Below are 15,166 nucleotides of genomic sequence, written 5' to 3'. Positions count from 1 at the left end.
AGAAGGAACTTCATGGCTACGACCACACCAACCGGTGTGCGGGGCGGCCACGCCAAGCACGGCGGCGCCGACGCCGCCGACGGCACGCCGATGACACACCGGCAGATCATGGAAGCGCTGACCGGGCTCCTGCTCGGCATGTTCGTCGCGATCCTGTCGTCGACGGTCGTTTCCAACGCCCTGCCGGAAATCATCTCCGACCTCGGCGGCGGCCAGAGCGCGTACACCTGGGTCGTCACGGCCTCGCTCCTGGCCATGACCGCCACCACCCCCCTGTGGGGCAAGCTCTCCGACCTGTTCAGCAAGAAGCTGCTGGTCCAGATATCCCTGGTCATCTACGTCGCGGGCTCGGTCGTGGCCGGCATGTCGACCAGCAGCGGCATGCTCATCGCCTGCCGTGTCGTACAGGGCATCGGTGTCGGCGGGCTCTCCGCCCTCGCGCAGATCGTGATGGCCGCGATGATCGCCCCGCGTGAGCGCGGGCGCTACAGCGGCTACCTCGGCGCCGTCTTCGCCGTCGCCACCGTCGGCGGCCCGCTCCTCGGCGGTGTCATCACCGACACCAGCTGGATGGGCTGGCGCTGGTGCTTCTACGTGGGTGTGCCGTTCGCGGTCATCGCTCTGATCGTGCTCCAGAAGACCCTGAAGCTCCCGGTCGTCAAGCGCGAGGTCAAGGTCGACTGGTCGGGCGCGTTCTTCATCAGCGCCGCCGTCTCGCTGCTGCTGCTCTGGGTGACCTTCGCGGGCGACAAGTACGACTGGATCTCCTGGCAGACGTACACGATGCTCGGCGGCACCGTCGTCCTCATCGGCCTCTTCCTGCTCATCGAGTCCAAGGCCAGCGAGCCGATCATCCCGCTGCGCCTCTTCCGCAACCGCACGATCACGCTGGCCTCGGTGGCCTCGCTGTTCGTCGGTATCGCGATGTTCGCGGGCACCGTCTTCTTCAGCCAGTACTTCCAGCTGGCGCGCGGCAAGTCGCCGACGATGTCCGGCGTCATGACGATCCCGATGATCGCGGGTCTGTTCCTCTCCTCGACCATCTCGGGCCAGGTCATCACCAGGACGGGCCGCTGGAAGGCCTGGCTGGTCAGCGGTGGCTTCCTGGTCACCGCCGGCCTCGGGATGCTCGGCACCATCCGGTACGACACCGAGTACTGGCACATCGCGGTCTACATGTTCGTGATGGGCCTCGGCATCGGCATGATGATGCAGAACCTGGTCCTCGCCACGCAGAACCAGGTCGCCCCCAGCGACCTCGGCGCGGCCAGCTCCGTCGTCACCTTCTTCCGTTCGCTCGGTGGTGCGATCGGTGTCTCGGCGCTCGGCGCCGTCATGGCGAACCGCGTCACCCACTACGTCAAGGACGGCCTCGCGGAGCTCGGTCCCGAGGGAGCCGCCATGGGCCACGGCGGTACCAGCGGCGGGGGCATCCCCGACCTGGACGCACTGCCCGGCCCGATCCGTACGGTCGTCGAGTCCGCGTACGGCCACGGCGTCGGCGATGTCTTCCTCTACGCCGCTCCGGCCGCGCTCATCGCCTTCATCGTGACGATCTTCATCAAGGAGGTCGCGCTGAAGACGAGCGCCGCGAACGAGGCCCCGGCCACGGCCCAGTCCTCCGCGCCGGTGCCCGCCCCGGCCTCCGCGCCCGTCCCGGCTCCGGTCCCCGCCCTGGTCGGGGCAGAGGCTCCGGCATCGGCATCGGTGTCAGCTCCGGCATCGGCGTCGGCCACGGCACTGGCACCTGTCGCCGGTACGGGTCCGGCGGCGCTCTCGCCCGAAGCTCCCATGGCCACCGTCCAGGGCACTGCGGTGCACGGTGTGGTGCGCGGCGCCGAAAACGCGCCCGTCGCCCGCGCCGCCGTCACACTGATCTCGCTGGGCGGCCGGCAGCTGGGCCGCTCCGTCGCCCGCGCCGACGGCGGCTACCGCCTGGACGCGCCGGGCCCCGGCTCGTACGTCCTGATCGCGTCCGCCGACGGTTTCCAGCCGCAGGCGACCACCGCGGTCGTCGGCGAGGAGCCGCTGGCCTTCGACATCCTGCTGGTCGGTACGAGCGGTCTCGCCGGAACCGTCAGGGCCGCCGAGTCCGGTACGCCGGTCGGGAGCGCCATGGTCATCGTGACCGATGTACGCGGCGACGTGCTGGCCACCGGCACGTCCGGTGAGACGGGCGAGTTCGCGTTCGGCGAGCTGGTTCCCGGTGCGGTGACCGTCGCGGTCAACGCCGCGGGCTTCCGCCCGCTCGCCCTGCCGGTGGAGATCGGCGGCCAGGGTGTCACCCGGATCGACGCCGCCCTCCGGGCCGGTGCGCTGGTCCAGGGTGTCGTACGGGCCGGTTCCGCGCGGGCCCCGCTGCCCGACGCACGGGTCACCCTGATCGACGCGGCGGGCAATGTGGTCGCCACCTCGACGACCGGCCAGGACGGGGCGTACGCCTTCACCGACCTGGACGCGGGTGAGTACTCGGTCATCGCGACCGGCTACCCGCCGGTGGCCGGCTCGCTGACCGTGACCGGTCACGGGGTCGACGGCCACGACATCGAGCTCGCCCACCCCGGCGAGTGAACCGGTAGTCCGCGGCGACGCGGATACCCCGGGATCAGAGGTATCCCGGGTGACAAGACCCCTGGCGGAACGGCACTCCCAGCGGAGAGGCTGTCCCGGCCGGTGGAAAAGGGCCCCGGCGGTGGGGACGGCAGGCAGGGGACGGCCTGCCGCCCCCGCCCCGGGGCCCGACTCATTTGACCCACCGGGTCGAGAAGCAAGGAGAGAACACGGGATGGCACTTCGCGCACAGGTACGAACGCGGGACGGCTGGGCGGTCCAGCACGCGGTCGTCACGGTCACCGACATGACCGGCACCCAGGTGCTGCGGGCCGCCGCCGACGAGAACGGTGCCGTCCGTACCGACGGCAGCCTGCCGGCCGGCGCGTACACGGTGATCGTCACCGCGGTCGGGTACGCCCCCGCCGCCTCCACCGCACTCGTCACGGCCAGTGGCCTGATCTCCGCCGGGCAGATCGTGCTGGCCCGGCAGGGCGGCGTGGAGCTTCCGCCGCCGGGCGCCTGGTCGCTGGACCCGGCGCACTGCTCGGTGGCCGCGGTGGCCCAGCACCTGGGGATCTCCAGCGTGCACGGCCGGTTCACCGAGTTCGGCGGGCGGATCGAGATCGCCGAGGACGTCTCCCGGTCCCGGGTGGACGCCGTCATCGGTGCGGCCAGCATCGAGACGGGCAACGGCATGCGGGACAAGCACCTGCGCTCGCCCGACTTCCTGGACGTGGACCGGTTCCCGGAGATCACCTACCGCTCCAGCGGGCTGACCCCGGCGGGACCCGACCGCTGGACCGTGCACGGCGAACTGTCGATGCACGGCGTCGCGCGGGCCATCGACCTGGACCTCAGCTACCTGGGCACCGGCCCCGACCCGTGGGGCGGGGTACGCGCGGCCTTCCACGCCACGGCCGAGCTGCGCCGCGACGACTTCGCCATGAACTACAACCAGGTGGTGCAGGCGGGCATCTCGGCGATCGGGACGACGCTGCGCGTGGAGCTGGACATCCAGGCCGTACAGGGCGAGGCCCTGCCGTCGTAGGGCGCGGCCCTGCCGTCGTGGGCGAGGCGGGAGGCGGTCCCGCGCCGCGGGGGCGGTCCCGCGCCGCGGCTGCGCCGCCGTACGGGACCGCCGCCGTAGGGTTGGCTCCATGGCACCCGCACCCGGAATCGCGACCAACACCACCGTGGAACTCGACGAGTTGCTGGCCTTCGTACGGCCCAGGCACCGGGCGGTCCTGCTGACCACCCGGTCCGACGGCCGCCCCCAGGGCTCCCCGCTCACCTGCGGCGTCGACGACGCCGGCCGGATCGTCATGTCGACCTACCCCGAACGGGCCAAGACCCGCAACGCGAAGCGGGACGACCGGGTGAGCGTGATCGTCCTGTCGGACGAGTGGAACGGGCCGTGGGTGCAGATCGACGGTTCGGCCGAGGTGATCGACTCACCGGATTCGGTCGAGCCGCTCGTCGAGTACTTCCGGAACATCTCCGGTGAGCACCCCGACTGGGACGAGTACCGGGCGGCGATGGTGAAGCAGGGGAAGTCGATCATCCGGGTCACCCCGGAGCGCTGGAGCCCGATCGCCACCGGCGGCTTCCCCGCCCGTCTCGCCCCCGGGAACTGACGCCCGCGTGGCTGTTTCCCCCGGCGGCGTCCCGGACCCGGACCTGCTCGCGCGGGCCCGGCTCCTCACCGCGCCGTCCCTCGACGCCTCCCTGGTGCGCGAGGTGGAACGGATCACCGGGCGCCGCGCGGAGCCCATGGGCAGTGCCCCGCCGGACGGTCCCCATCTCTGTGTCGGCGCGGCGCTGCCGGACGCCTGGCGCACCGGACGCCTGGTGTGGTTCCACAGCGTCAACGCGGGGACGGACGCGCTGCTCTCCGGTCCCTGGCCCGCCGGGGCACTGCTCACCCGGACCGTCGGACGGATGGGCGAGCGGATCGCGCAGTACGTGCTGGCCTGGGTCCTCGCCGAGTGCCAGTCCGTACCCGAGTTCACGGCGCAGCACGCGCGGGCCGAGTGGCGTCGTCTCCCGTCCGAACTCGCCGCCGGGCAGACGGCCCTGATCTACGGGACCGGCCGGATCGGTGCGGCCGTCGCCGGACTGCTGCGCGGGTGCGGAATCCGGACGGTGGGCGTGGCCCGTACCGCGCGTGCCGTGCCGCCGCCGGGCTTCGACCGGGTGATCGGGGCCGGTGAGGACAGCGGCGCACTCGCCACCGCGCGGTGGGTGGTGTCCGCCCTGCCGCTGACCGGGGCGACGGAGGGGTTCTTCGGCGCGAACCGGTTCGCGGCCGTGCGGGGGGCCACGTTCGTCAATGTGGGCCGGGGCGCGACGGTGGACATGGGGGCGCTGGAGACCGCGCTGCGGGACGGTTCGGTGCGGCGGGCGGTGCTCGACGTGCTCCCCGGGGAACCGGCCGCGCCCGGGGACCGGTGCTGGCGGCTGCCCCGTACGGTGATCACCTCGCACTCCGCGGGGATCACCGCCGACGAGGACGTGGCCACGGACTTCGGCACCTGCTGGGGTGACCTCCGCGAGGGCCGCGTGCCCCGTCTGGCCGTGGACGTGGGCCGGGGGTACTGAGAGCCGCCTCCGGGCACGGAGGTTACGGGGATGCCGTCGCGGCGTCCGCGCCCGCGTCCGCCGCCGTGCCCACCGCCGCGTCCGTGCCGGTGCCCGTGTCCGTGCCGGTGCCCGCATCCGTGCTCCCGCCCGGGTCCGGGTCGCCCTCGGACCCGGCCTCGGCGCTGTCGCGGTCGCGCATCGCCTCGATGCCCGCGATCAGCATGTCCATCGCGAACACGTAGTCCAGCTCGCGCATGTCCGCGACCGTCTCGCCGCCGCGGGCGTCCATCAGGTCCTGCGAGGTGGTGACGATCTCCCGCAGCTTCGGCTGGGCCCGGATCGTGCCCAGGGCCTGCTGGTAGTAGTCGTCCTCGGTGAGTCCCGCGCCCTTGGCCCGCTCGACGAAGTGGCCCTCGATGGTGCCGAATCCGTAGACGAACTGGAAGACGGCCGACAGCGCGCCGGACTGGTGCTTGAGGGGCAGACCGGTGGCCCGGATGACGTCCTGGACGGCGTACGAGAAGAGCATGGAGTGCGGGCCGATGTTGAGGAAGTGACCCGCCAGCGGGGACAGCCAGATGTGGCGGACGATCAGTTCGCGGTAGCTGCGTGCCAGCTCGCGCAGCCGGTCGCGCCAGTCGCCGTCCTCGCGCGGGCGCCCGATCTCGGCGTAGACCAGGTCCATGGCCAGCTCCAGCAGGTCGTCCTTGGTGTCGACGTACCAGTAGAGGGACATCGCGGTGACATCCAGCTCGGCGGCCAGCCGGCGCATGGAGAACTTGGCCAGGCCCTCGGCGTCCAGCAGCCGGATGGTCGCCGCGGTGATCTTGTCCCGGTCCAGACCCGCCGGGGAGTCGGCCCTGCGGGCGCGCGAGGTGTCCCGTTGGTCCAGCCATACGCTGGTCCTCGCGGGGTTGTTCGCACGATCGGCCGCGGACACCATGGCGCACTCTCCTCGTCTTGCCGGCGGAACGAGCCGGTGGCGGACGCACGTACCGGAAGGTGAACGTCCGGTACATGCGTCCCATCCGATGCTATGCCGCCGGACCGGTCGAGTCTGCCCGAGCGGACACCTCCCGGTCAGCACCGGTACCGGAACCGGAAGCAGAAACGGAAGCGGGAGGCGAGGCGGGACCGGGACCGGAACCGGAGGCAGAACCCGCGCCCGCCGCTTCGGCACGTTCGGCCCTGCGCAGCAGGAACGCGGCGGTCAGTCCGCCGATCAGTACCGCCGCGGCACCGACCAGCTGGCTGGTCTCCAGACCCGAGGCGAAGGCGTCCTTGATGCCCTGCGCCTCCGACTCGCTGCCGGCGGCGGCGAGGGCGGCGGGCAGCGAGGCCGCACCGGCGGCCGCGGGCACGACGGCGACGAACCGGGAGTTGAGCACGGCGCCGAGCACGGCGACCCCGAGCCCGTTTCCGAACTCGCCGAGGGTGCCGTTGACCCCGGCACCCACACCCGCCTTCTCCGGCGGGATGGCGCTCATGATGGCGTTGGCCATCGCGGGCATGGCGAACGCGATGCCCGCCCCCATCATGACCAGGCCGAGCAGCATGCCCGCGTAGTCGTCGCCGCCGAGCACCGCGATGGCCGCGAGGCCGGCCGAGAGACCGGTCATCCCGAAGACGATGGTGAGCGGTGTCCCCAGCCTGGGCACGAGCCAGGCGCCCACTCCGGTGAGGTTGAGGACGACCACGGTGATGGCGAGCGGAGCCGTACGAAGACCGGCTTCCAGGGGCTCGTAACCGAGCACGAACTGAAGGTGCTGGGTGAGCAGGAACAGCGATCCGCTCATCCCGAAGGCGACCAGGACCGCGCCCCCGACCGCGCCGACGAACTTCTGGTTCCGGAAGAAGTGCATGTCCAGCATCGGGTTCGGAATGCGCAGCTCCCACAGGACGAACCCGGCGAGGACGACGACGCCGACCAACACCGTCAGCAGCACCTGTCCGGAGGCCCAGCCGTGTTCCGGCCCGGAGATGATCGCGTACACGACGGCGGTCATGCCGATGGTGGAGAGCAGGGCGCCGAGCAGATCGGGGCGGTCGCCCTGCGGGTTCTTGGACTCCGGTACGAGACGGACGACGGCGATCAGGCCGATCACCGCGACCGGGATGTTGATCAGGAAGATCGCGCCCCACCAGTAGTGGTCGAGCATGAACCCGCCGAGGAGCGGGCCGACGGCGAAGCCGAGCGAGTTGACGGTCGCCCAGAGGCCGATCGCCTTCACGCGCTCGCTGTCGTCGAAGATCTGGACGATGACGGCGAGGGTGGTGGTGATCAGCAGCGCACCGCCGATGCCCATACCGGCGCGGGCGGCGATGAGCTGGCCGGAGGTCTGCGAGAGCCCGGCGGCCAGCGATCCGATCCCGAACAGGGCGAGGCCCGCGACCAGCAGCTTCTTGCGCCCGTACCGGTCGGCCGAGCTGCCCGCGGTGAGCAGCAGGCCCGACTGCACGAGCGAATAGGCGTTGATCATCCACTGCACATCGGCCGTGGAGGCGTCCAGTTCCGTGGTGAGGGAGGGGATCGCGACGTTCAGAACGGTGTTGTCGAGCAGCACGGTGAGCTGGGCGAGGCAGATGACGCCGAGGATCAGCCAGCGCTGCGGGTGGCCCCGGGGGGCGAGGTCTTTGGGCTCGGCGGCGGTTGCCGTCATGCGGGCTCCTTGCGCTCCAGCGCGACTTGTACAGCGTATGGGAGGGACGCCATACACCGTATGGGATGTCCTGTACGCCGTACAAGTCGGTTTGGTGTGGGCGCGCCGGGTGCCGGGAGCCCGGCACCCGGGGGCCCGGCCCCGGCATCTGGAATCGCCGCGTCGGGCAGCGGAAAACGCCTGCCACGCCTGCCCCGGAACCGACAGGGCCGGCTCCGGGGCAGGTCGAGGGATGGGGCGGGTCGCGCCGTGGGGCGGGTCAGGTGGTGGGCTGGGTCAGGTCGTAGAAGGTGGAGCTGCCGACGGTGACCTCCTCGAAGTTCTCCGTCACCCATGAGGAGATCTGCGATGACGTCCCGGCACCGCCCATACCTCCGCCGCCCATACCGCCTCCGCCGCCGCCTCCTCCCGAGATGAAGTAGTGGATCCTGCCGTCCGCCACGTACTTCTTGAACTGTGCGAGGGTCGGGGCGGGGTCGCTCCCGTTGAATCCGCCGATCGCCATCACCGGGTCCCCGGTGGCGAGTTGATAGCTCGCGGCGTTCTGCGCGCCGACGGCGGCGGCCGACCAGGTGTAGTCGTCGGCGTCCTTCTCCAGCAGTTTCCTGGCCTCGGCACTGACGGACGCGCCGTTCAGCAGCCCACCCATGCCGCCGCCGTCCATGCCGTCCATGCCGCCCGTGCCGCCCTCGCCCATGGCCCCGGGCGGGGTGCCGGGAACAGCGCCCTGCCGACTGTTGCCCTGCCCCTGGCCCGGTCCTTGACCCTGGCCCTGGCCCGGTCCCTGGCCAGGACCGCCGCCGGTCGGTGGCTGTCCCGGAGGCTGCGTCCCGCCGCGCGTTCCATCGCCGTCGCCCCGGGCGCCGCCGCCACCGGGACCGCCCCGGCCGCCTCCGCCCGGCCCGCCGAAACCGCTCGCGCCCGACGGTCCCGCCGTCACGATCGACCCCTGGTGCCCGGTGTTCAGCGTGCTGACCGTGTACGCGGCGGGCCCCGCCAGCGAGGCGGCGCAACTCAGCGCCACCGCGGCGAGCGCGAGCCGACGCCCGGCCCGTCCGGCGAGCAGCAGCCCGGCCGCACCCACCAGACCACCGGTCAGGACGGCCCACCGCAGCCAGGGCAGGTGGTCCGGGGTGCGCCCCAGCAGGACGTACGACCAGATGACCGTGACGGCGACGGTGGCGGCGAGCACGCCGCGCGCCCACCACGTGGACCGTTCCTCCCACAGGACCGTGGCGCCCATGCCGACGAGAGCGGCGATGTACGGTGCCAGCGCCACCGTGTAGTACTGGTGGAAGATCCCCGCCATGAAGCTGAAAACGACCGCGGTCATCAGCAGCGAGCCGCCCCAGGCGAGGAAGGCCGCACGGGCCGTGTCCGTCCGCTTCGCCTTCCGGGTCAGCCAGGCACCCGCGGCCAGCAGGATCAGCGCGGCGGGCAGAAGCCACGAAATCTGGCCGCCGATCTCGGAGTTGAACATCCGGCCGATGCCGGTCTCCCCCCAGCCGCCGCCCTGGCCACCACCCCGGCCGCCGCCTCCGACGCTGCCCGTCTCCTCGCCGTTGATCCGGCCGAGACCGTTGTAGCCGAAGGTGAGTTCCAGGAACGAGTTGTTCCGGGAGCCACCGACGTACGGTCGTGAGGAGGCGGGCCACAGCTCGACGATCGCCACCCACCAGCCGCCCGCGACGACCACCGTGAGGGCGGACAGGGCGAGTTGGCCGAGCCTTCTGCGTACGGAGCCGGGCGCGAACACCGCGTACAGCACTGCCAGCGGCGGCAGGATCAGGAAGGCCTGCAGGGTCTTCGTCAGGAACGCGAGCCCGACCGCGGCCCCCGCCCAGACCAGCCACTTCGTTCCACCGTTCTCCATCGCCCGCAGGACGCAGTAGACCGTGACGGTCATCAGGAGCGCGAGCAGGGCGTCCGGGTTGTTGAAGCGGAACATCAGCGCGGCGACCGGGGTCAGCGCGAGGACCGCGATGGCGGTCAGTCCGGCGGCAGCGCCGAAGCGGCGGCGGACGGCGGCGTACAGCACGGCGGCCGTGGCCACGCCCATCAGCACCTGCGGGACGAGGATCGCCCAGGAGCTGAGCCCGAAGAGACGTACGGACAGGGCCATCGGCCAGAGGGTCGCCGGGGGTTTGTCGACGGTGATGGCGTTGGCGGCGTCCAGCGAGCCGAAGAAGAACGCCTTCCAGCTCTGGCTGCCGGCCTGAACAGCGGCGGAGTAGAAGGAATTGGCGTAGCCGGAGGCGCTGAGATTCCACAGGTACGCCAGCCCCACGAGAAGCAGCAGCCCGAGGAACGCGGGCTTCACCCAGCGGGCGTCGGCGGCCGCCGGAGGGCTCGGGGCGGACGGCGGCGCGGGGAGCGGCGGGGGAACCGGCGGGGTGGTGCTCGTGGTCATCGGGTGTTCCTCATGTCATCCGTACGCGGGTCGGTGCGCCGGTCCGGGAAGACCCAGGCGCGGAAGAGCAGGAAGCGCAGCACCGTCGCCGCGAGGTTGGCCGCGATCAGCACGGCGAGTTCCGTGCCGTGCGAGGGCGATCCCGTGGCCGCCCCCAGCGCGGCGAGCGAGCCGCTGGTCAGCGCGAGGCCGATGGCGAAGACCACGAGCCCCTGGGCCTGATGGCGTACGGCACCGCCCCGGCCGCGTACGCCGAAGGTGAGCCTCCGGTTGGCCGACGTATTGGCGACGGCAGACACCAGCAGCGCTCCGGCGTTGGCGGTCTGCGGGCCGAAACCCATCCGGAACAGCGTGTACAGGGCGAGGTAGAAGAGTGTGGACAGGGCGCCCACGACGCAGAACCCGACCAGTTGGCGGGCCAGCGCTCCCGGCACCCCGGGCAGTGCGCGGTCGCGCGGGTCGTCCCCGAAGGGCCGGGCGAGCCGGTCCAGCGGCAGGGCGCCCACGGCCAGCGCCCGCCCCACCCGCCACACGCCCTTCAGGTCCTCGGTCGCCGTGCGCACGATGTGGACGGTGGAGTCGGGGTCGTCGACCCAGTCGACCGGCACCTCGTGGATACGCAGCCCGGCCCGCTCGGCGAGCACCAGCATCTCGGTGTCGAAGAACCATCCGGTGTCCTCGACCATCGGCAGCAGCCGTTCGGCGACCTCGCGCCGGATGGCCTTGAATCCGCACTGGGCGTCGCTGAAGCGGGCGGCCAGCGACGAGCGCAGGATGAGGTTGTAGGCACGAGAGATGAACTCCCGCTTCGACCCGCGCACCACCCGTGAACTGCGCGCCAGCCGCGAACCGATGGCCAGGTCGGAGTGGCCCGAGATCAGGGGGGCGACCAGCGGGAGCAGCGCGTTCAGGTCGGTCGACAGGTCGACGTCCATATAGGCGAGGACCGGGGAGTCGGAGTGCGACCACACGGTACGCAGCGCCCGGCCGCGCCCCTTCTCCTCCAGCCGGTACGACCGCACCTCCGGGAGAGCCGCGGCGAGGGCCGCCGCCACCTGGGGCGTGCGGTCGGTGCTCGCGTTGTCCGCGACGGTGATGCGGAAGCGGTACGGGAAGGTGCGGGCCAGATGGTCGTACAGGCGCAGGACGCCGGGTTCGAGGTCCCTCTCCTCGTTGTGGACGGGGACCACGACGTCGAGCACGGGGACGCCGGGCGCATCGGCCCCGCCCCTCTCGCCCCTCTCGCCCCTCTCGCCGGTCTCGCCCCTCTCGCCGGTCTCGCCGGCCAGGAGATGCTCCCTGGCCGGCAGACCGCTGGTGACTCCGCCGCTACCGCTACTACTACTGCTGCTGCCGCTACTACTGCTGCTCCGGAGGCTGTCGGTTCGCATGTCATCGACATTCGCCAACCGCCCTGTCACACCCGTGTGCTGAGCCTGTGCCCGCCCTGTGAGTCACCGGCTCCGGGCCGTGTGCCGGCCGGGTCGCCGGGTCCCGTGTCTGCCGGTCCGGTCGGCAGCTCGACGACGAAGACCGTGCGGCCCGGCTCCGAACGCACCTCCACCTGCCCGCCGTGCGCGACCACGACGGCCTGCACGATGGCGAGCCCCAGCCCGGTGGAACCCGCGCCGCGCGAGCGGGACGCGTCACCCCGGGCGAAGCGTTCGAAGACGTGCGGCAGCAGCTCGGCCGGGATTCCGGGCCCGTCGTCCTCGACCTCCAGCGTCACCCGGGGCCGCTCGGCGGACGCCGCCAGCACCCGGACGGTGACGGTGGTCCCGGGCGGGGTGTGCGTACGGGCGTTGGCCAGGAGGTTGACCAGCACCTGCTGGATACGGGGCGGATCGGCCCGTACGGCCGTGGGAGCGTCCGGCAGCTCCAACCGCCAGCGATGCCCGGCCCCGCCCCCCGGCCCGGCGCCCTCCCGCTCGCTCGCCTTGTCCACCTCACGCGCCTTGTCCACCTCACGCGCCTCGTTCACCTCACGCGCCTCGTCCGCCACGCGCGCGTCGCTGACCGCGTCGACGACGAGCGGCAGCAGATCGGTGCTCTCGTCACCGAGCGGCCGCCCGGCATCGAGCCGTGCCAGCAGCAGGAGATCCTCCACCATCCCCGTCATCCGCCGCGCCTCGGACTCGATCCGCCCCAGCGCGTGGCGGGTGTCGGGGCCGGTGTCCTCACGGCCCCGCCGGGTCAGCTCGGCGTACCCGCGGATCGAGGCCAGCGGGGTGCGCAGCTCATGGCTGGCGTCGGCGACGAACTGCCGTACCCGCGTCTCGCTCTCCTGCCGCACCGCCAGCGCCGAACCGACGTGTCCCAGCATCCGGTTGAGCGCGGCGCCCACCTGACCGACCTCGGTGCGGGGGTCGGCCTCGGTCTCCGGGACCCGGTCGAACAGGGCCACCTCGCCGCTGTGCAGGGGGAGTTCTGAGACCCGGGTCGCGGTGGCGGCGACCCGGCGCAGCGGGCGCAGGGCGACCCCGACCATGGCGGCACCCACGATCCCGGCGGCGATGAGCCCGGCCGCGGTGACGCAGACCTCGACGAGGATCAGGGTGGTGAGGGCGCGGCTCACCTCGTCGCCGGGGATGCCGACCAGGACGGTGTGCCCGTCCGAAGTGGCGACGGCCTCCACCCGGTATGCGCCGAGGCCGGGCAGATCAATGCCGCGCGCCTCCCCGTCCGCCCCGTCCGCCCCGTCCGGCAACCCGCCCATGAGCCCGTCGGCCAGCGCGCTCTCCAGCGCGGCCCGCTGGGCGCCGGTCAGTGGCTCGGGGGCGCTCTCCTGGGCGAGCTGACCACTGTCCTCGACCACCTTCGAGTCGGTGACGGCCCCGTCGACGATCACGGCCCCGAAGGTGCCGAAGGGCTGGCCGCCCCCGCCGATGAAGCCCAGCGTCCGGTTGCCGCGGAGACCGGTGGGAAGCGGCGCGGGGCCGGGCGGCCGCTCCGCGCGTACGGCGATGGAGTGCAGCTGGTCGTCGAGCTTGCCGTACATATAGCTGCGGAAGGCGATCGCGGTGACGGAGCCGATGACGGCGGCGACGACCGCGATGAGGGAGACGGCAGACACCACGAGCCGGGTCCGCAGCGTCCACGGTCCGCGCACGGCACCGCCGACCGGCCATGCCCGTCTCCGCGCGGCACCGCCGACCGGCCATGCCCGTCTCCGCGCGGCACCGCCGACCGGCCATGCCCGTCTCCGCGCGGCACCGCCCGCCCACCGCCGCGTCCGTCCCCTACTCACCGGGCTTGATGAGATACCCCGCCCCGCGCCGGGTGTGGATCATCGGCGTCCGTCCGGCATCGATCTTCTTGCGCAGGTAGGAGATGTAGAGCTCGACGACATTGGCCTGGCCGCCGAAGTCGTAGTTCCACACCCGGTCCAGGATCTGGGCCTTGCTGAGCACCCGGCGCGGATTGCGCATCAGGAAGCGCAGCAGCTCGAACTCGGTGGCCGTGAGGTGGATCGAGTCCCCGCCCCGGCTCACCTCGTGGCTGTCCTCGTCCAGCAACAGGTCGCCGACGACGAGCGTCGACTCGGCGCGTACCGTCGCCGCCGCCGTACCCGACCTCCGGATCAGCCCGCGCAGCCGCGCCACGACCTCCTCCAGGCTGAACGGCTTGGTCACATAGTCGTCGCCGCCCGCGGTGAGCCCCGCGATCCGGTCCTCCACCGCGTCCCGGGCGGTCAGGAAGAGGACGGGGACGTCGGAGTACTCCCGCCGCAGCCGGCCGAGGACGGACAGGCCGTCCATGTCGGGGAGCATCACATCGAGCACCACCGCGTCGGGGCGGAAATCGCGTGCCGCGCGTACGGCTCCGGCACCGTCCCCGGCGCTGCGCACGTCCCAGCCCTCGTACCGCAGGGCCATGGAGAGCAGCTCGGCGAGCGGCGCCTCGTCGTCCACGACCAGTACGCGCACGGGGCTGCGGTCCGGCCTGAGCAGTTCGGTACGCCCCTGGGGCGAGGTCGTCGTCGTCATGACCCCACCCTGCGAGGCGCGTCTGAGAGACGCCTGACCCGTTCCTGTGAATTCCCTGAGAAGCCCCGCCGGTGTCCGCGTCGGGGCTCAGCCGAACAACGCGCGCGCGTTTCCGTGGCACACGCCCCGCAGCCACGCGTCCCCCAGCCCCAGCCGCTCCAGCGCGTGCAGCTGATGGACGTACGGATAGGGGATGTTCGGGAAGTCGGTCCCCAGCAGGACGCGGTCACCGAGGTCCGCGAGCCGCGCCCGCTCCGCCGGCGGGAAGGGCGTGAAGCCCTCGGTGAAGTCGGTGAACGCCATCGTGGTGTCGAGCCGCACCTCCGGGTACGCCGCGGCCAGCGCCAGGAACTCCGCGTACTCCGGCATCCCCATGTGCGCCACCACGAGCCGCAGCCGGGGGTGCCGTGCCAGCAGTCTGCCGACCGGCTCGGGTCCGGTGTACGCACCCGGGGCGGGCCCGGACCCGCAGTGCATGACCACGGGGACCCCGGCCTCGGCCAGCAGCCCCCAGACGGGTTCCAGGAGCGGGTCGTTCGCGTCGTACGCACCGACCTGGAGGTGCGACTTGAAGACCCGGGCCCCCGCCTCCACGGCCTCCCGCACATACGTCTCCACACCCTCCTCGGGGAAGAAGGTGGCGGTGTGCAGGCAGTCGGGCACCCGCGCGGCGAAGTCCGCGGCCCAGCCGTTCAGCCAGCGGGCCATCCCCGCCTTGTGCGGATAGAGCATCGAGGTGAACCGGAGGACGCCGAACGAACGCAGCAGGGCGAGCCGTTCGTCCTCGTCGTGCCGGTAGGTGATCGGCCACTCCATGCCGGTCAGCGGCCCGGCGGAGTCGAAGTACGCCCACACCTTGCGCAGCACCCGCTCCGGCATGAAGTGCGTATGGACGTCGATGATCCCGGGGAGCCCGAGCCGCTCCCAGAAAGCCACGACCTCGTCCCGTTCCTGCCCCACGCGCGCTCCCTCGCCCT

Annotated in this window: 11 protein-coding genes; 4 read left to right on the top strand and 7 right to left on the bottom strand. The window is 72.2% G+C overall.

Translation table 11 applies throughout. From position 1 onward, the window contains the following. Positions 1-12 precede the first annotated feature (12 nt). From ACIGJO_RS11290 to ACIGJO_RS11275, 4 genes are all read left to right on the top strand, one after another. Positions 13-2,571 carry an MFS transporter gene (locus ACIGJO_RS11290; protein WP_399955444.1) on the top strand — a complete coding sequence of 853 codons (2,559 nt, stop codon included), beginning with the start codon at positions 13-15 and terminating at the stop codon, positions 2,569-2,571. Positions 2,572-2,785: 214 nt separating this feature from the next. After that, complete coding sequence (locus ACIGJO_RS11285) at positions 2,786-3,601, top strand: YceI family protein (protein ID WP_399955441.1); 816 nt, start codon at positions 2,786-2,788, stop codon at positions 3,599-3,601. A 109-nt stretch (positions 3,602-3,710) separates the two neighbouring features. Continuing rightward, positions 3,711-4,187: a PPOX class F420-dependent oxidoreductase gene (locus tag ACIGJO_RS11280; RefSeq protein WP_399955437.1), complete on the top strand. Its 477-nt coding sequence runs from the start codon at positions 3,711-3,713 to the stop codon at positions 4,185-4,187. 7 nt (positions 4,188-4,194) lie between these two features. Then, complete coding sequence (locus ACIGJO_RS11275; RefSeq protein ID WP_399955434.1) at positions 4,195-5,151, top strand: NAD(P)-dependent oxidoreductase; 957 nt, start codon at positions 4,195-4,197, stop codon at positions 5,149-5,151. Positions 5,152-5,173: 22 nt separating this feature from the next. On the opposite strand, the gene ACIGJO_RS11270 is transcribed toward ACIGJO_RS11275, so the two are convergent. The 7 genes from ACIGJO_RS11270 to ACIGJO_RS11240 form a co-directional block, all read right to left on the bottom strand. Next, complete coding sequence (locus ACIGJO_RS11270) at positions 5,174-6,076, bottom strand: TetR/AcrR family transcriptional regulator (RefSeq protein WP_399955431.1); 903 nt, start codon at positions 6,074-6,076, stop codon at positions 5,174-5,176. A gap of 91 nt (positions 6,077-6,167) precedes the next feature. Beyond that, complete coding sequence (locus ACIGJO_RS11265; RefSeq protein ID WP_399955428.1) at positions 6,168-7,793, bottom strand: MFS transporter; 1,626 nt, start codon at positions 7,791-7,793, stop codon at positions 6,168-6,170. Positions 7,794-8,052: 259 nt separating this feature from the next. Next, positions 8,053-10,203, bottom strand: coding sequence for an ArnT family glycosyltransferase (locus ACIGJO_RS11260; RefSeq protein WP_399955425.1), 2,151 nt, complete (start codon positions 10,201-10,203; stop codon positions 8,053-8,055). Beyond that, positions 10,200-11,513, bottom strand: coding sequence for a glycosyltransferase (locus ACIGJO_RS11255; RefSeq protein ID WP_399955702.1), 1,314 nt, complete (start codon positions 11,511-11,513; stop codon positions 10,200-10,202). Before ACIGJO_RS11255 ends, ACIGJO_RS11260 begins: the two co-directional genes overlap by 4 nt. Before the next feature lie 107 nt (positions 11,514-11,620). Beyond that, entirely contained in the window at positions 11,621-13,312 is a 1,692-nt protein-coding gene (locus ACIGJO_RS11250; protein ID WP_399955422.1) for an ATP-binding protein, read from the bottom strand. Positions 13,313-13,442: 130 nt separating this feature from the next. After that, positions 13,443-14,189: a response regulator transcription factor gene (locus ACIGJO_RS11245; protein ID WP_399955419.1), complete on the bottom strand. Its 747-nt coding sequence runs from the start codon at positions 14,187-14,189 to the stop codon at positions 13,443-13,445. An 87-nt stretch (positions 14,190-14,276) separates the two neighbouring features. After that, positions 14,277-15,149 carry an amidohydrolase family protein gene (locus tag ACIGJO_RS11240; RefSeq protein ID WP_399955416.1) on the bottom strand — a complete coding sequence of 291 codons (873 nt, stop codon included), beginning with the start codon at positions 15,147-15,149 and terminating at the stop codon, positions 14,277-14,279. Between the last annotated feature and the right edge of the window lie 17 nt (positions 15,150-15,166).

The sequence above is a fragment of the Streptomyces sp. NPDC079020 genome (assembly GCF_044542225.1).
GTDB lineage: Bacteria > Actinomycetota > Actinomycetes > Streptomycetales > Streptomycetaceae > Streptomyces.
The sequence above is the reverse complement of the archived record's forward strand: the minus strand, read 5'-3'. Positions and strand labels throughout refer to the sequence as shown.